Raw genomic sequence first — 16331 nt, forward strand, 5'->3', positions numbered from 1 at the left:
GCAACACAGATCGTGAACAGGTCGCCAGTGTAGCGAATTCAAATGAGCAACGCGCTCCAGTCGAACGGTTGCGCAAAGTGGCCAGTGTCTTCTGCCATCATCGGACGCGCCACCAGAAAGCCCTGCACATACTCGCAGCCATTGGCTTGCAGCCATTGGAACTGGGCAACGGTTTCAACCCCCTCGGCGATCACCAGCATGCCGTACTGTTTGCACAAGCCGATCACGTTGCGCACCAGCACCGCGTCCCGCGCCGACCCGGGCAGGCGAGCGATCAGATGGCGATCAAGCTTGAGCGTGTCCAGTTCCAGGTCACGTAAGTGGGCCATCGAACAAGGGCCAGAACCGAAATCATCCAGCGCCACCCTGACCCCCAGATTACGCAGCAAGCGTAGCTGTTTGCGGGTTTCCTCCGGATTGTGCGTCAGGGCTTCTTCCGTCACTTCGACTTCCAGCTGGCGCGGCTGCAAGCCGTGCCGCTCCAACACCTGACGCAACTCAGTCACCAGGTTGGGCATGGCGAACTGCGTTCTGCTCAAACTGATACCCAGTATCAGATCTTCGGCAAACAAGGTTTCCCAGGCTTTGCGCTGTTCGGCGCCGCGTTGGTAAATCCAGCTGCCCAGGCGGCTGATCAACCGCGCCTCTTCCAGCAATGGCAGAAACAGTCCCGGCGGTACGTCCCCGACACTCGGATGCTGCCAGCGCAAGAGTGCTTCAAAGCCGCGAATGCGCCCGTCGCAGATGGCCACCTGCGGTTGATAGACCAGGTTGAAATCACGACTCTCGATAGCGTCACGTACGCTTTCTTCAAGCATCAAGCGCGAACGCGCCCGGCCATTCATCTCATGATCGTAAAAACGATACTGCTGACGACCGGCACGCTTGGCCTCGTACATCGCGATGTCCGAGGCTCGCAGCAAACCGTCCAGGTTGGCACCGCAATCGGGAAACGTGGCAATGCCGATGCTCACGCCCAAAGCGATATCCAGACCGTCGATCTGCTGACAGATCGACACGCGCTCAATCAGCTTTTCGGCGATCTTGGCCGCCTGTTCGGGAAACTCCAGATCGAGCAATGCCGTGAATTCATCGCCGCCCATGCGCGCCAGAATGTCAAAGGAGCGCAAGCAGGCCTTCAACTGCTCGGATACCCAGCGCAACACCCGATCACCGGCATCGTGGCCGAGGGAGTCATTGACGCGTTTGAATCCGTCGAGATCGAGGTACATCAGGACCCAGGCACTGTCGGGTCGCTCGCCACGCAACAGGAGGTTTTCCACGGTCTGGTAAAAACCCCGGCGGTTGAGCAATCCCGTTAGCGGATCGGTCACCGCCTGGTATTCCAGTTGCTGGTGCAGGTGGCGCACCACCGACATGTCCAGCACGGTGACCACCATCGCACGCTGCTCGGCAGGCAAGGGTGCGCAGGACAATGCCACTGGCACCTGCTGCCCCGGCGCGGTCCGCAGCAATGCGTCGTGCAGGCGCAATGTTTCACCGCGTTTGAAGCCGGCCAGCAAGTCCGAGTCGGCCCATACAGGAATGTGTGGCTTTTGCAGGAAATCCAGAAACTCCTTGCCTTGCAACTCTTGCACGGTGGCACTGAGCAGACGCGACATTGCCGGGTTGGCGAAGCGGATCAGACCGTCCTCGTTCACCACCAGAATGCCTTCGGCAGCGTTGTCCAGCACCGAGGCATTGAAGGCGCGAGCGACCTCCAGATCGTGGCTCAGGCGCTGCAAGGCGCGGCGATTGCGCTGGTGCTCCAGCAACGCCTGGACCTTGGGCTTGAGAATCTGCGGGTCGAACGGTTTGAACAGGTAATCCACGGCGCCACTGGCATAACCCTTGATTACGGCGTCCTGGGACTGTTCGTTGGCGGTCAGGAAAATGATCGGCGTCAACCGTGTCCGTTTGCTGCCGCGCATCAGGCGCGCGACTTCGAACCCGTCCATGCCCGGCATCTGCACATCGAGCAGCACCAGGTCGACATCATGCTCAAGCAGCAGGCCGAGAGCCTCGAACCCTGAGGCAGCGGTGATGACCTGCCAGTCCTGGCGCTGCAACAACGCGCGCATGCTGATCAGGTTTTCAGGGTAATCGTCGACGATTAAAAGTGTTGAGTTGCCTTCAGCTGGCGGGGGGTGCACGCATTCCATGCTGCTTCTCTATTTTCTGGACGTCAGGCCGGTTTTTTGTGAAAACCGGACAAATACTGTGCCTTCACTCTAGACCGGGATCAACTAAATCAGAAGCTGTCAGTACGCCATCATCTAACTAAAGGGTTAATTCGCCGACTAACGGTCGTGCGTGAAGGCGGCTAAAACCGGGAAAGATGGCGTTTTGACAGGATTTTGACGTCATCCATCTGTCAGTCCACCATTAACAAACATCTCACCTACGATTATAAAGATCGCCCTCCGAGGCGCGTACTAGAGCTTCTGGCACGCCCGTGCAGCTAAATCTGTGGAAGCATTTTTATGATCGACCTCGCAACCTGGAACCTCAGCGTTCCCGTCGGCAGCCCGCCGTACACTGTTGAAACGTCCAAACTGGTAGACGGCTTCAAGGATCAATACTTCCACTCCGACACCGGCACTCTGTTCTTCTGGTCGCCCGTGACCGGCTCCAAAACCGAAAACGCCATCTACCCGCGCACCGAGCTGCGCGAAACCTACAGCAACGGTACGCTGCGCAATTGGTATTACCCGGATGCCGACAACCTGCTGCGTGCCACCCTGACGGTGCACCAGGTGCCGAGCTCCGGCAAAATCGTCATCGGGCAGATTCACGCGTACAAGAGCCAGAGACCAATGGTCAAACTCGAGTACCAGTACAAGACCAGCAGCGAAACCGGCAACCTCGTCATCAAGGTCAGAATGCACCCCGACGACGCCGAGAGTCGCGTCATCACCCTCGCCACCGGCATCAAGCTTGATCGTGAATTCAACTACCTCATCCACCTGAGCCCCGGCGGCGCGCTGGGCGTCAGTGGCGCAGGTTACCAATGGGACACCAATATCAGCGCCAGCTGGCGCGACAAACCGCTGTACTTCAAGGCCGGGGTTTATGTGCAGGACAACACCGGGTACACCACTGAAGGCGGGAAAGTGACTTTCAGCAAGCTGGATATCGATCACGACCAATAAACAGCAAAAGATTGCAGCCATAAAAAAACCCGCATGTTCATGCGGGTTTTTCTTGCGACTCGAACGCTGAAGGCTTAGTTGACCTTGGCGTTCAACTCACCTTTGAGGTAACGCTGGTACATCGCTTCCAGAGAGATCGGCTTGATCTTCGAAGCGTTGCCCGCGGTGCCGAAGGCCTCGTAGCGAGCGATGCACACGTCGCGCATTGCGGTCACGGTAGCACCGAAGAATTTACGCGGGTCGAACTCGCTCGGGTTGGTGGCCATCAGGCGACGCATGGCGCCGGTGGATGCCAGACGCAGGTCGGTGTCGATATTGACCTTGCGTACGCCGTGCTTGATGCCTTCGACGATCTCTTCAACCGGTACGCCGTAGGTTTCTTTGATGTCGCCGCCGTACTGGTTGATGATCGCCAGCCACTCTTGCGGAACCGAAGACGAACCGTGCATCACCAGGTGAGTGTTTGGAATGCGCTTGTGGATCTCTTTGATGCGGTCGATCGCCAATACGTCGCCGGTAGGCGGCTTGGTGAACTTGTAGGCGCCGTGGCTGGTGCCGATGGCGATGGCCAGGGCATCGACCTGGGTACGCTTGACGAAATCAGCGGCTTCTTCCGGGTCGGTCAGCATCTGGCTGTGGTCCAGAACGCCTTCGGCACCGATACCGTCTTCTTCACCCGCCATGCCGGTTTCCAGCGAGCCCAGGCAGCCCAGCTCGCCTTCTACCGATACGCCGCAGGCGTGAGCCATGGCTACGGTTTGCTGGGTAACGCGGACGTTGTAGTCGTAGTCGGTCGGGGTCTTGCCGTCTTCGCCCAGGGAACCGTCCATCATGACCGAGCTGAAGCCCAGCTGAATGGAACGCTGGCAGACGTCAGGGCTGGTGCCGTGGTCCTGGTGCATGCACACCGGGATGTGCGGGAATTCTTCGATGGCCGCCAGGATCAGGTGACGCAGGAACGGCGCGCCGGCGTATTTGCGAGCACCGGCCGAGGCCTGGACGATCACCGGGGAGTCAGTCTTGTCAGCGGCTTCCATGATGGCGCGCATCTGCTCAAGGTTGTTGACGTTGAAGGCTGGAACGCCGTAGCCGAACTCGGCTGCGTGGTCCAACATCTGGCGCATGCTGATAAGTGCCATTGTGTGTGTCTCTCCCGGTTTGGGTCGTTAATCGTGCCAGCCTGCCGTAGCGGCGGCGGCTATTCAAGTTATTGCAGATCGGGGGTTGGTCCGGCCTGCCAATTCGGTGTTACCAAAATCTCAAAAACTACAAAGACCCTGTGGCGAGCGAGCTTGCTCGCGCTCGGCTGCGAAGCAGTCGTAATCCGGCTATCTGATCGGGAACGCTTCGCGCTCCAGCGGGAGCAAGCTCCCTCGCCACAAAAGCCCAGCGGGCGGCATTTTCATTGCGCTTTACAGCCACGCCCAATCAAATCATTGGTGGCGACCCAGTAAACCAGGCCTTCCTCACCTTTTATGTGAAACGCCAGCATGTTGTCGCTGTACAGCGAGCCCGAAGCGCCCGGCTCTTGCTTGAGGCGATAGACCTGATCGGCGCCGCCCAGGCGGACATCGACTTGCGTACGACTGTCGTCGGTATAACGCCAGAGCACTTTGGCCTGGCTGTCGCAGGTCCAGGTGGTCCAGTTATCCGCCGGGGCGGACGACTGGAACGGGTTCATGTTGGCGCACCCGGCCAGCAGTGCCAGCGCCGTAATGGCGATAAAACCTTTCATCCGTGTTCCTCGACCGGCAGCGCACGCCACCGGCCCTGAGTAAAGAGTCAGACCCGTCAAGGGCAACCATGTTCCTTGGCGGGGGTCTGTGACTCGTATTTGTCCAGGCCTTCAGGCCCGGAACGCTTGTTGAGCACCGGATTGGTTTCTGCCTGCCAGTCAGCCTGGTAGCAGCCGCTCCGGGGTGACGGCGCAGGCTCCGGAGTTGCTTTGGGGGTGCTCCCACAAGCCACCAGCGAACCCGCGACGATCAACAGCGCTAACGTCCTGACCATAAAAACACTCCCTTGCCTGGCCAAACGGGGCGGCCTCAGGCCTTGGCCCGGGTTTCCAGGACTTCAACGGCTGGCAACACCTTGCCTTCGACGAATTCGAGGAACGCGCCGCCGCCGGTAGAAATGTAGGAGATTTGCTCGGCAACGCCATATTTGTCGATGGCTGCCAGGGTGTCGCCGCCGCCTGCAATGGAGAATGCCGCGCTGTCGGCGATGGCCTGGGCCAGCACTTTGGTGCCGTTACCGAACTGGTCGAATTCGAACACGCCGACCGGGCCGTTCCACAGGATGGTTTTCGACGACTTCAGCAGTTCGGCGAAGTTGGCCGCGGTTTGCGGGCCGATGTCGAGAATCATGTCGTCGGCAGCAACGTCAGCGATCAGCTTGACGGTAGCGGCAGCGCTTTCAGCGAATTCCTTGGCAACCACCACGTCTACCGGCAACGGAACGCTGACTTTGGCGGCGATGGCGCGCGCGGTGTCCAGCAGGTCCGGCTCGTACAGCGATTTGCCAACCGGGTGACCGGCAGCGGCCAGGAAGGTGTTGGCAATGCCGCCGCCGACGATCAGTTGATCGCAGATCTGGCTCAGGCTGTTGAGCACGTCGAGTTTGGTCGAGACCTTGGAGCCGGCAACGATGGCCGCCATCGGTTGGGCCGGGGCGCCAAGGGCCTTGCCCAGTGCGTCCAGTTCAGCGGCCAGCAGCGGGCCGGCAGCGGCGACTTTGGCGAACTTGGCCACGCCGTGGGTCGAACCCTCGGCGCGGTGAGCAGTGCCGAAGGCGTCCATGACAAATACGTCGCACAGTGCGGCGTATTGCCGGGCCAATTCGTCAGCGTTCTTTTTCTCGCCCTTGTTGAAACGTACGTTTTCAAACAGCACGATGTCGCCGGCCTTGACGTCGACGCCACCCAGGTAATCAGCCACCAGCGGCACTTCGCGGCCCAAAGCCTTGCTCAGGTAGTCGGCGACTGGCTTGAGGCTGTTCTCGGCCGAGAACTCGCCTTCGGTCGGACGGCCAAGGTGCGAGCAGACCATCACGGCCGCGCCTTTTTCCAGAGCCAGCTTGATGGTCGGCAGCGAAGCCAGGATTCGCGCATCGCTGGTGACAACACCGTCCTTGACTGGGACGTTGAGGTCTTCGCGAATCAGTACGCGCTTACCTTGCAGATCGAGGTCGGACATCTTCAACACGGTCATGGGTCGCATTCCTGGAGTTTCTGTTTTAGAGAGCAGTTTTTTTCGAAGCGGCTGTTTGCAGATAGTGTTCTGCAACGTCCAGCATTCGGTTGGCAAAACCCCATTCGTTGTCGAACCAGGCCAGGATGTTCACCAGCCGGGGGCCGGAAACACGGGTCTGACTGGCATCGACGATCGCCGAATGTGGGTCATGGTTGAAATCACAACTGGCGTGGGGCAACTCGGTGTAAGCCAGAAGGCCTTTGAGCGGGCCGCTGGTGGCAGCCTCGCGCAGGATCCGGTTGACCTCGATGGCGTCCGTGTCGCTTACCGTCTGCATCGTAATGTCGAGGCAAGACACGTTAACCGTCGGCACACGTACGGCTTTGGCCTGAATTCGCCCGGCAAGTTCCGGCAGCAGGCGTTCGATGCCGCGTGCCAGACCAGTGGACACCGGGATCACCGACTGAAACGCCGAACGGGTGCGGCGCAGGTCTTCGTGGTGATAGGCATCGATGACTGGCTGATCGTTCATGGCCGAGTGGATCGTGGTGATCGACACGTACTCCAGACCAAGCGCCTGATCCAGCAGGCGCAACAGCGGCACTCCGCAATTGGTGGTGCAGGACGCGTTGGACACCAGCAGCTCATCGCCGCTCAGGCAATCCTGGTTCACGCCGTAGACGATGGTGGCGTCGACATCGGCCTCGCTGGCCATCGGCTGGGAAAACAGCACCCGTGGCGCACCGGCGTTGAGAAAACGCTGGCCGTCTTCGCGGGTGTGGTACGCGCCGGAGCACTCCAGCACCAGATCGACGCCCAACGACGCCCAATCGATGCCTTCGGGTGTGGCACTGCGCAGGACCTTCACGCAGTCGCCATTGATATGCAGACAATCGCCGTCGACCTTCACCTCACCGGGAAAACGCCCGTGGGTGGAGTCGAAGCGTGTCAGGTATTCGATGCTGGCCATGTCGGCCAGATCGTTGATCGCGACAATTTCAAACCCGGCCTTTTCGCCTCGCTCGAACAACGCACGCAAGACGCAACGACCAATCCGGCCGTAGCCGTTGAGTGCAACTTTGTAGGGACGCGGTTGAGGCATGGGGTTCTCTATTACCGTGGTGAATCCGATAGTGAAGCATCGCCTGAACTATCGCTATCGCGGGCAAGCCCGCTCCCACAGGTTTTTCTGGTGCTCACAAAATCTGTGTTCACTGGAAATTCCTGTGGGAGCTGGCTTGCCAGCGATGGCGTCAGATCAGACGCACATCTTCTGGATCAGTCTTCCAGCAGCTCTTCAGCCTGACCCAGGATGTTTTCCAGGGTGAAGCCGAACTCTTCGAACAAGGCAGGCGCAGGCGCCGACTCGCCGTAGGTGGTCATGCCGATTACGCGACCTTCCAGGCCCACGTACTTGTACCAGTAGTCCGCATGAGCGGCTTCGATGGCGATACGGGCGCTGACCTGCAACGGCAGGACCGATTGCTTGTAGCCGGCATCCTGGGCATCGAACACGCTGGTGCACGGCATGGACACCACACGCACCTTGCGACCTTGCTCGGTCAGCTTGTCGAAAGCCTGAACAGCCAGGCCGACTTCCGAACCGGTGGCGATCAGGATCAGCTCAGGCTCGCCGGCGCAGTCCTTCAACACATAACCACCACGGCTGATGTCGGCGATCTGCAGCGCGTTGCGGGTTTGGTGCTGCAGGTTCTGACGCGAGAAGATCAGGGCCGAAGGACCGTCCTTGCGTTCCAGTGCGTACTTCCAGCTGACTGCCGATTCAACGGCATCGGCCGGACGCCAGGTATCGAGGTTCGGCGTGCAGCGCAGGCTGGCCAGTTGCTCGATTGGCTGGTGAGTCGGGCCGTCTTCGCCCAGACCGATGGAGTCGTGGGTGTAGACGTGGATCACGCGCTGTTTCATCAAGGCCGACATGCGCACGGCATTGCGGGCGTATTCCATGAACATCAGGAAGGTCGCGCCGTAAGGCACCAGACCGCCGTGCAAGGCAACGCCGTTCATGATCGCGGTCATGCCGAATTCACGCACGCCGTAGTACATGTAGTTGCCGCTGGCGTCTTCGGCGGTGACGCCTTTGCAGCCTTTCCACAGGGTCAGGTTGGAACCGGCCAGGTCAGCCGAACCGCCGAGGAACTCAGGCAGCAGCGGACCGAACGCGTTCAGGGCGTTCTGGCTGGCCTTGCGGCTGGCGATGGTTTCGCCTTTGGCCGCGACTTCGGCGATGTAGGCGTCGGCCTTCTCGGAGAAGTCGGCCGGCAGTTCGCCGCTCAGACGACGCACCAGTTCATTGGCTTCGCTCGGGAATGCGGCGGAGTAGGCAGCGAAACGCTGATCCCAGTCAGCCTCGACCGCGAGGCCGGCTTCCTTGGCATCCCACTCGGCATAAATGTCAGCCGGAATTTCGAACGGACCGTGGTTCCACTTCAGCGCAGCGCGGGTCAGGGCGATTTCCGCGTCACCCAACGGGGCGCCGTGGCAGTCTTCCTTGCCTTGCTTGTTCGGCGAACCGAAGCCGATGGTGGTCTTGCAGCAGATCAGGGTCGGTTGCTCGCTCTTGCGGGCCGTCTCGATCGCGATCTTGATTTCTTCCGGATCATGACCGTCGACGTTGCGGATCACTTGCCAGTTGTAGGACTCGAAGCGCTTCGGCGTGTCATCGGTGAACCAGCCTTCGACTTCACCGTCGATGGAGATGCCGTTGTCATCGTAGAAAGCGATCAGCTTGCCCAGGCCCAGGGTGCCGGCCAGGGAAGCGACTTCGTGGGAAATGCCTTCCATCATGCAGCCATCACCCAGGAACACGTAGGTGTGGTGATCGACGATATTGTGGCCAGGACGGTTGAACTGCGCCGCCAGGACTTTTTCTGCCAGGGCAAAACCCACGGCATTGGCCAGGCCTTGGCCAAGAGGACCGGTAGTGGTTTCAACGCCCGGGGTGTAGCCCAGCTCCGGATGACCCGGGGTGCGGCTGTGCAGCTGACGGAACTGCTTGAGGTCTTCGATCGACAGGTCGTAGCCGGTCAGGTGCAGCAAGGAATAGATCAGCATCGAGCCATGGCCGTTGGACAGCACGAAGCGGTCACGGTCAGCGAACGATGGGTTGCCTGGGTTGTGCTTGAGGTAGTCGCGCCAAAGCACTTCGGCGATATCTGCCATACCCATCGGGGCACCGGGATGGCCGCTGTTGGCTTTTTGCACGGCATCCATGCTGAGGGCACGAATGGCGTTGGCACGCTCACGACGGCTAGGCATCGCTGTTCTCCTGCGGGTTCTGAAACGAGAGTGATAAAAATGAAACGGAAAAAAGGCGAGCATTTTCCCTCACCCGGACGCCTCGGGGCAATGACAGATAGTCATCTGGGGGCGTTTTTCCAATCGATATCGACGGATTCGGTGGGTGAAACCTTTCCGCCATTCGTTTGTTGACTGACGCTAACGTTAAGAAGTGCCATCTATCGTGCAATATCAAAACTTTTTGATATTGCCCTTGCGGTGCTTCCTGTGCGTGACTAGACTGCCGGCCTTATGAATCTACGCATGCCTTCCATTCGCCACGACGATTGCGATGAACTGGCGGCCCTGTGCAAGGCCGGCGGCGATCCTCTGCGGCTGAATGTTTTACGTGCATTGGCCAACGATTCTTTTGGCGTGCTGGAACTGGCGCAAATCTTCGGCATTGGCCAGTCGGGCATGAGTCACCACCTCAAGGTATTGGCCCAGGCCGACCTGGTGGCAACCCGCCGCGAAGGCAACGCGATCTTCTACCGTCGCGCCCTGCCCCACAGCGACTTGCTGGGCGGCAAATTGCACGCAGCCTTGCTCGAAGAAGTGGATGACTTGAGCTTGCCGGTCGAAGTGCAGGCACGGATCGCCCAGGTCCACGGGCAACGTGCCGCGGCCAGCCAGGATTTTTTCTCGCGGGTCGCGGAGAAATTTCGCGCCCAGCAAGACTTGATCGCCGGCCTGCCGCAATACCGCGATAGCGTGGTGGCGCTGCTCGACAAGCTGGGTTTCAGTGAAGGCAGTACAGCCATCGAAGTCGGCCCGGGCGACGGTTCATTTCTACCGGAACTGGCGGGGCGCTTCTCTCAGGTCACCGCTGTGGATAACAGCCCGGCGATGCTTGAGCTGGCGCGCCAGGTCTGTGAGCGCGAAACGCTGACCAACGTCAGCCTGCAACTGGCCGATGCCTTGAACGGCGTCAGCCTCAAGGCTGATTGCGTTGTATTGAACATGGTGCTGCACCATTTCGCCGCACCGGCCGATGCGCTCAAGCACATGGCCAATCTGCTGCAACCAGGCGGCAGCCTGTTAGTGACCGAGTTATGTAGCCACAACCAGAGTTGGGCCAAGGAGGCCTGCGGTGATCTCTGGCTGGGGTTTGAACAGGATGATCTGGCCCGTTGGGCCACCGCTGCGGGACTCGTTCCCGGGGAAAGCCTGTACATAGGCTTACGTAATGGTTTCCAGATTCAGGTCCGACACTTTCAACGGCCGCCTGGCGACACTCACCATCGGTAAACTCAGGAAAACATCGAGATGAGCGAATACTCCCTTTTCACCTCCGAGTCCGTGTCTGAAGGGCATCCGGACAAAATCGCCGACCAGATTTCTGATGCGGTGCTGGACGCCATCATTGCTGAAGACAAACTCGCCCGCGTGGCTTGCGAGACTCTGGTGAAAACGGGCGTGGCCATCATCGCCGGCGAAGTCACCACCACCGCGTGGGTAGACCTGGAGCAAATCGTTCGTGATGTGATCACCGACATTGGCTACACCAGCTCCGACGTTGGCTTCGATGGCGCGACTTGCGGCGTGATGAACATCATCGGCAAGCAGTCCCCCGACATCAACCAGGGTGTCGACCGTGCCAAGCCTGAAGATCAGGGCGCCGGCGACCAGGGTCTGATGTTCGGTTATGCCAGCAACGAAACCGACGTATTGATGCCGGCGCCGATCACCTACTCGCACCAACTGGTGCAGCGTCAGGCTGAAGCCCGCAAATCCGGCCTGCTGCCATGGCTGCGTCCGGACGCCAAGTCGCAAGTGACTTGCCGCTACGAAAACGGCAAGGTCGTGGGTATCGACGCCGTTGTTCTGTCGACCCAGCACAACCCGGAAGTCTCGTACAAAGACTTGCGCGAAGGCGTGATGGAGCTGATCGTCAAGCACGTGCTGCCTGCCGAATTGCTGAGCAAGGACACCCAGTTCCACATCAACCCGACCGGCCAGTTCATCATTGGCGGTCCGGTAGGCGACTGCGGTCTGACCGGTCGCAAGATCATCGTCGACAGCTACGGCGGCATGGCTCGTCACGGCGGTGGTGCGTTCTCCGGCAAGGATCCATCGAAGGTTGACCGCTCGGCGGCCTACGCCGGTCGCTACGTGGCCAAGAACATCGTCGCCGCCGGCCTGGCCGAGCGCTGCGAGATCCAGGTTTCCTACGCGATCGGTGTCGCCCAACCGACTTCGATCTCGCTGAACACCTTCGGCACCGGCAAGATCAGCGACGACAAGATCGTCAAACTGGTCCGCGAAGTGTTCGACCTGCGTCCGTACGCCATCACCAAAATGCTCGACCTGCTGCACCCGATGTACCAGGAGACCGCTGCGTACGGCCACTTCGGTCGCACCCCGACCACCAAGACTGTTGGCGAAGACACCTTCACCACATTCACCTGGGAAAAAACCGACCGCGCCGACGACTTGCGTTCCGCTGCCGGCCTGTAAGACTTCCCTGGCTGCACCAAAAGCCCCGCACGGTTCGCCGTGCGGGGCTTTTTATTGCCTTGCGCTTGCGCTGCTTTCGCGGGCAAGCCAACAGAAATACCCGGCAAAACACCTGCCCTTTGTGCCAGTCGATACTGACCTAGCCTTCAAGCATCCCAATGAGCAAGGACGCTCTCGATGCTCCTCAACCTTCGCCTGTTTCTTCCCGGCTTGCTGGCCTGCTGCGTTAACGTCCATGCGTCCCAATGCCCCGACTGGCCAGCCGAACGCGCAACGAACGAAATCAGCGCACTGCAAAAGCAGATCGACACCTGGGATGACAGCTATCATCGCGGCGGACAATCGCTGGTCGCCGACGAACTCTATGATCAGTCACTCGCGCGACTGAATGTATGGCGCCAGTGCTTCAACGTGAGCATCACCACAGATCCACTGCGCACTGCGCGCGGCACTCGGGTGCATCCCGTCGCCCATACCGGCCTGGAGAAATTGCGCGATGCGCAGGCAGTCGACCACTGGCTGCGCGGTCGTACGGACGTCTGGGCTCAGCCCAAAGTTGACGGTGTGGCCGTAACCCTGATTTATCGCCAGGGCTTGCTCGCTCAAGCCATCAGTCGCGGCGATGGGACACAAGGCCAGGACTGGACGGCTTCGGCACGCCAGATCGCTGCGATTCCCCAACAATTGTCCGAGTCGGTGGATCTGCTGGTGCAAGGCGAGCTCTATTGGCACCTGACCGATCACGTACAGTCACGCAACGGCAGCCTCAACGCACGCGCCATGGTCGCCGGTTTGATGGCCCGCAAATCAGTGAGCGTCGCAGAGGCGAGCGCAGTTGGCCTGTTTATCTGGGAATGGCCAGAAGGCCCGGAAAACCTGGCGGATCGCATCACCAAGCTCGCCGGCCTGGGCTTTGCGCAAACCATCCTTTATAGCCAGCCGATCAGCTCGCTCACCGACGCCGAACGCTGGCGCGAGCACTGGTACCGCTCGCCCCTGCCGTTTGCCAGCGACGGGATCGTTTTGCGCCAGGGCAAACGCCCCTCCGCCGAGCGTTGGCAGGCCAAACCGCCCTATTGGAGCGTCGCCTGGAAATACCCTTTCGCCCAGGCTTTGGCCGAGGTACGCAAGGTGAACTTCAACATTGGCCGGACCGGGCGGATCACGCCCGTGCTGGAGCTTTCGCCGGTGATGCTCGATGACCGACAGATCAAGCGAGTCAGCGTGAGCTCTGTGCAGCGTTGGCAGGCAATGGACATTCGCCCCGGAGATCAAGTCGCCATCAGCCTTGCCGGCTTGACCATCCCCAGGCTCGACAGCGTGGTGTTACGCAGCAGCGAACGGGCGGAAATCAACGTGCCGCGGGCGCAGGATTTCCATTCATTGAGTTGCTGGCAGCCAACACCAGGCTGTACTCAACAATTTCTTGCCCGCCTGACCTGGCTCAGCAGCAAACAGGGGCTGGGCTTGCCCCACATCGGTCCTGGCACCTGGGAAAAACTTCTCGCCACGGGGCGCCTGAACAGTCTTCTGGATTGGTTGACCCTCGATGTACAAGAGCTTGCTAACATTGATGGTTTCGGCGAGCGCAGCGCTGCTCGTCTGTTGAACAGTTTTCACGCTGCGCGGCAACGTCCTTTCGCCCGCTGGCTGAAAGCCTTGGGCCTACCCCCCACAGGGCAGGCGCATTTGGGCGATTCATGGCAGGCACTGGCACAACGAGACATTGAACAATGGCAGGCCGAACCCGGCATTGGTCCGGGGCGGGCGGCGCAGTTAAGGGCATTTTTCCGCGACCCGCAGGTCCTGGCTCTGAGCGAAATCCTGAGTGAGGCAGGCATTGACGGATTCAAGCCAATGCCGACGTCAGCCGATCCGGGAACCCAATAGTACCGATGGGCTCAAACAAGCCATCGCCGCATCGACAAGACTGCCTTTTCTCCTGGAGTTTTTATGAAATTTCTTCCACCGCTGGCCCTGTTGACCCTGTGCAGCGTAATGGCCGCTCCATTGATCGCTGCCGAAGACGCACCAGGCCTGACCGGTTGCGCAGCCAAGAAGCAAGGCATCATCAACCAGATCGAGCTGGCAAAATCCCACGGCAATGCCGAGCAGCAGGCCGGCCTGGAAAAGGCGCTCAGCGAAGTCACCGCCAACTGCACCGACGCTTCGCTGAAAAAGGAACGGGAAAACAAGGTACTGGAGGCCAAGCACGAAGTCAGCCAGCGTCAGGCCGACCTCGACAAGGCCATGAAAAAAGGCGACCCCGAGAGGATCAACAAGCGCAAAGACAAACTCGCTGAATCCCGCAAGGAACTGCAGGAAGCCGTGGATGAGCTGGATAAATAAAGATTTTCAAGATCAAAAGATCGCAGGCTTCGGCAGCTCCAACGCTGCGATCTTTTGAGCATTCAATGATCCCGAAACTCTTTATGGCACGCACTACAGGTGTCTTCGACCCTCTGCATCGCCGGCCCCAGAAGACTGGCCTTGTAGGGCTGAACCTTGCTGGCAATCACCAACTCACCGGTGGCGGCTTCAAGGGTGCGAGCCAGTTCCTGAAAGCGAGCCTGTTTCTCCCAGACATCGTTCGTGGCGCTGGTATGGTCTTGCTCTCGCACCTGTGGAAAGTGTTTCCACGGTTCGTGGGACAGCGCGTCGAGTTTCACCGCGCCGTCAGCGAATTTTTCCCCATCGAAGGGAATACGGCCACGCAACATGCCACCCAGGTCTTCGCCGGTCTTGAGCATTTGCTTGAAAATGGCCTTGCGCTGGCCAAGTGGCGAATTGGGGTCGACGCCGCCACAAGCGGACAACGTCAGGCAGGCCAGCAATACAATGGAAAGTCTTTTAAAAGTCATGGTGGCTTCAGGTCACGGGAAACGGCGGCCAGTATCCCCGCGTCATCGGCAAACACCAATAGCCCTAATATCAATACGGGTTGCATGAGCGCATGGAGCACTCTGGCAATCGGTAAAGGAATCACTCCATGAACAGCCGTTTCAAGGCATGGCGTCACAGCCTGACCTGGACGTTGCCGATGGTGGCCCTGCTTGCAGGTTGCACCGGTGGCGACAAGCAACAACCGAAAACCCATGCGCTGGCCACTTACTCCAGTGCCACATGGGAAGCTCTGCCTGCGGTAACCGACAGCGACCTGGTGGCCGGTTTCGGTTCCTGGCGCAGCGCCTGCACCCGGCTCAAAGCTGATCCGGTTTGGGGAAGCACCTGCGCGGCGGCGGCCAACGTACCGCAAACCGCGAATGAAATTCGCGGCTTTCTCAAACAGAACCTAGACGTCTACGGCCTGCGCGCTGCCAATGACAATCCCAACGGTTTGATCACCGGTTACTACGAACCGGTCTATCCCGGCAGTCTGACCCAGACCAGTGTTGCCAATGTGCCGGTATATGGCGTACCCGATGACATGATCATCGTCGCGCTGGACAGCCTCTACCCTGAACTCAAAGGCAAGCGCCTGCGTGGTCGCCTCGAAGGGCGAGTGCTCAAGCCTTACGACGATGCAGCGACCATCGAAACCAAAGGCGTCAAGGCCCCCGTAGTCGCCTGGCTGACCGATCCGATGAACCTTCAATTCCTGCAAATCCAGGGTTCCGGTCGTATCCAGCTCGACAACGGCCGCCAGCTACGCATTGCCTATGCCGACCAGAACGGGCATCCGTATCGGCCCATCGGCCGCTGGCTGGTGGAGCAAGGCGAGCTGAAAAAAGAAGAGGTGACCATGGGCGCGATCAGCGATTGGGCCAAGGCCAATCCGTCGCGCATCCCCGAACTGCTCGGCAGTAACCCCAGTTACGTGTTCTTCACCCGAAACCCGGACAGCAATGAAGGGCCGCGCGGCTCGCTCAATGTTCCGTTGACCGCTGGCTACAGCGCTGCGGTGGATCGCAAAGTGATTCCGTTAGGCAGCCTGTTATGGTTATCCACCACCAAACCGGACGGTACCGCTCTGGTTCGACCGGTCGCAGCACAAGACACTGGCGGCGCGATTACCGGTGAAGTGCGAGCGGACCTGTTCTGGGGCACCGGCGAGGCGGCCGGACAACTGGCGGGGGACATGAAGCAACAGGGACAAATCTGGATGCTCTGGCCCAAAGGTGCGGCGCTGCCGCAAGTGCCACAGGTGGCCGACAAGCTCTAAAAGCAAAGAGTCGCAGGCTTCGCCCGGACGATGCACGAGCTGGCGCAGCCTGCGATCTTTTGATCTTGTTAT

Annotated in this window: 14 protein-coding genes; 6 read left to right on the forward strand and 8 right to left on the reverse strand. The window is 59.7% G+C overall.

Annotation, left to right across the window (positions count from 1 at the left end):
- Positions 1-38: 38 nt before the first annotated feature.
- Complete coding sequence (locus D8U73_RS24800; RefSeq protein ID WP_130906016.1) at positions 39-2162, reverse strand: EAL domain-containing protein; 2124 nt, start codon at positions 2160-2162, stop codon at positions 39-41.
- Between the two features lie 321 nt (positions 2163-2483).
- On the opposite strand from D8U73_RS24800, the gene D8U73_RS24805 reads away from it, so the two are divergent.
- Positions 2484-3152: a polysaccharide lyase family 7 protein gene (locus D8U73_RS24805; RefSeq protein WP_056853921.1), complete on the forward strand. Its 669-nt coding sequence runs from the start codon at positions 2484-2486 to the stop codon at positions 3150-3152.
- Between the two features lie 74 nt (positions 3153-3226).
- Here the strand turns inward: D8U73_RS24805 and fba are convergent, their stop codons facing one another.
- From fba to tkt, 6 genes are all read right to left on the reverse strand, one after another.
- Positions 3227-4291 carry a class II fructose-bisphosphate aldolase gene (gene fba, locus D8U73_RS24810; RefSeq protein ID WP_008081027.1) on the reverse strand — a complete coding sequence of 355 codons (1065 nt, stop codon included), beginning with the start codon at positions 4289-4291 and terminating at the stop codon, positions 3227-3229.
- A 263-nt stretch (positions 4292-4554) separates the two neighbouring features.
- On the reverse strand, positions 4555-4887 hold the full coding sequence (locus D8U73_RS24815; protein ID WP_056853922.1) for an MliC family protein: 333 nt from the start codon (positions 4885-4887) through the stop codon (positions 4555-4557).
- Between the two features lie 56 nt (positions 4888-4943).
- A complete protein-coding gene (locus D8U73_RS24820; protein WP_130906017.1) occupies positions 4944-5162 on the reverse strand; it encodes a hypothetical protein in 219 nt (72 codons plus the stop codon).
- A 35-nt stretch (positions 5163-5197) separates the two neighbouring features.
- Positions 5198-6361 (reverse strand): phosphoglycerate kinase, encoded by a 1164-nt coding sequence (locus D8U73_RS24825; protein WP_056853924.1) that lies wholly within the window; start codon positions 6359-6361, stop codon positions 5198-5200.
- Between the two features lie 25 nt (positions 6362-6386).
- Entirely contained in the window at positions 6387-7445 is a 1059-nt protein-coding gene (gene epd / locus D8U73_RS24830) for an erythrose-4-phosphate dehydrogenase (RefSeq protein WP_130906018.1), read from the reverse strand.
- A gap of 176 nt (positions 7446-7621) precedes the next feature.
- The gene (tkt, locus tag D8U73_RS24835; protein ID WP_056853926.1) at positions 7622-9619 is read right to left on the reverse strand and encodes a transketolase; all 1998 of its coding nucleotides are present in this window, start codon (positions 9617-9619) and stop codon (positions 7622-7624) included.
- Positions 9620-9892: 273 nt separating this feature from the next.
- Between tkt and D8U73_RS24840 the strand changes: the two genes are divergently transcribed.
- From D8U73_RS24840 to D8U73_RS24855, 4 genes are all read left to right on the forward strand, one after another.
- Positions 9893-10888, forward strand: coding sequence for a metalloregulator ArsR/SmtB family transcription factor (locus D8U73_RS24840; protein WP_056853927.1), 996 nt, complete (start codon positions 9893-9895; stop codon positions 10886-10888).
- Positions 10889-10906: 18 nt separating this feature from the next.
- Positions 10907-12097 (forward strand): methionine adenosyltransferase, encoded by a 1191-nt coding sequence (gene metK / locus D8U73_RS24845; RefSeq protein WP_130906019.1) that lies wholly within the window; start codon positions 10907-10909, stop codon positions 12095-12097.
- Between the two features lie 177 nt (positions 12098-12274).
- Entirely contained in the window at positions 12275-13987 is a 1713-nt protein-coding gene (ligB, locus tag D8U73_RS24850; RefSeq protein ID WP_130906020.1) for an NAD-dependent DNA ligase LigB, read from the forward strand.
- Between the two features lie 63 nt (positions 13988-14050).
- A complete protein-coding gene (locus D8U73_RS24855) occupies positions 14051-14446 on the forward strand; it encodes a DUF1090 domain-containing protein (RefSeq protein WP_130906021.1) in 396 nt (131 codons plus the stop codon).
- Between the two features lie 62 nt (positions 14447-14508).
- Here D8U73_RS24855 and D8U73_RS24860 read toward each other — a convergent pair whose 3' ends face one another.
- Positions 14509-14958 (reverse strand): cytochrome c, encoded by a 450-nt coding sequence (locus D8U73_RS24860; protein WP_056853931.1) that lies wholly within the window; start codon positions 14956-14958, stop codon positions 14509-14511.
- 128 nt (positions 14959-15086) lie between these two features.
- Between D8U73_RS24860 and D8U73_RS24865 the strand changes: the two genes are divergently transcribed.
- Positions 15087-16259 (forward strand): MltA domain-containing protein, encoded by a 1173-nt coding sequence (locus D8U73_RS24865; RefSeq protein WP_056853932.1) that lies wholly within the window; start codon positions 15087-15089, stop codon positions 16257-16259.
- The last annotated feature ends 72 nt before the right edge of the window (positions 16260-16331 follow it).

Source organism: Pseudomonas sp. Sample_22 (assembly GCF_004307635.1).
Taxonomy (GTDB): Bacteria; Pseudomonadota; Gammaproteobacteria; order Pseudomonadales; family Pseudomonadaceae; genus Aquipseudomonas.

What these genes read in the sequence shown, in the direction of transcription:
- D8U73_RS24800 (WP_130906016.1), bottom strand. Translation starts at nt 2,162, where the DNA reads ATGGAATGCGTGCACCCCCCGCCAGCTGAAGGCAACTCAACACTTTTA.
- D8U73_RS24805 (WP_056853921.1), top strand. Translation starts at nt 2,484, where the DNA reads ATGATCGACCTCGCAACCTGGAACCTCAGCGTTCCCGTCGGCAGCCCG.
- fba (WP_008081027.1), bottom strand. Translation starts at nt 4,291, where the DNA reads ATGGCACTTATCAGCATGCGCCAGATGTTGGACCACGCAGCCGAGTTC.
- D8U73_RS24815 (WP_056853922.1), bottom strand. Translation starts at nt 4,887, where the DNA reads ATGAAAGGTTTTATCGCCATTACGGCGCTGGCACTGCTGGCCGGGTGC.
- D8U73_RS24820 (WP_130906017.1), bottom strand. Translation starts at nt 5,162, where the DNA reads ATGGTCAGGACGTTAGCGCTGTTGATCGTCGCGGGTTCGCTGGTGGCT.
- D8U73_RS24825 (WP_056853924.1), bottom strand. Translation starts at nt 6,361, where the DNA reads ATGACCGTGTTGAAGATGTCCGACCTCGATCTGCAAGGTAAGCGCGTA.
- epd (WP_130906018.1), bottom strand. Translation starts at nt 7,445, where the DNA reads ATGCCTCAACCGCGTCCCTACAAAGTTGCACTCAACGGCTACGGCCGG.
- tkt (WP_056853926.1), bottom strand. Translation starts at nt 9,619, where the DNA reads ATGCCTAGCCGTCGTGAGCGTGCCAACGCCATTCGTGCCCTCAGCATG.
- D8U73_RS24840 (WP_056853927.1), top strand. Translation starts at nt 9,893, where the DNA reads ATGAATCTACGCATGCCTTCCATTCGCCACGACGATTGCGATGAACTG.
- metK (WP_130906019.1), top strand. Translation starts at nt 10,907, where the DNA reads ATGAGCGAATACTCCCTTTTCACCTCCGAGTCCGTGTCTGAAGGGCAT.
- ligB (WP_130906020.1), top strand. Translation starts at nt 12,275, where the DNA reads ATGCTCCTCAACCTTCGCCTGTTTCTTCCCGGCTTGCTGGCCTGCTGC.
- D8U73_RS24855 (WP_130906021.1), top strand. Translation starts at nt 14,051, where the DNA reads ATGAAATTTCTTCCACCGCTGGCCCTGTTGACCCTGTGCAGCGTAATG.
- D8U73_RS24860 (WP_056853931.1), bottom strand. Translation starts at nt 14,958, where the DNA reads ATGACTTTTAAAAGACTTTCCATTGTATTGCTGGCCTGCCTGACGTTG.
- D8U73_RS24865 (WP_056853932.1), top strand. Translation starts at nt 15,087, where the DNA reads ATGAACAGCCGTTTCAAGGCATGGCGTCACAGCCTGACCTGGACGTTG.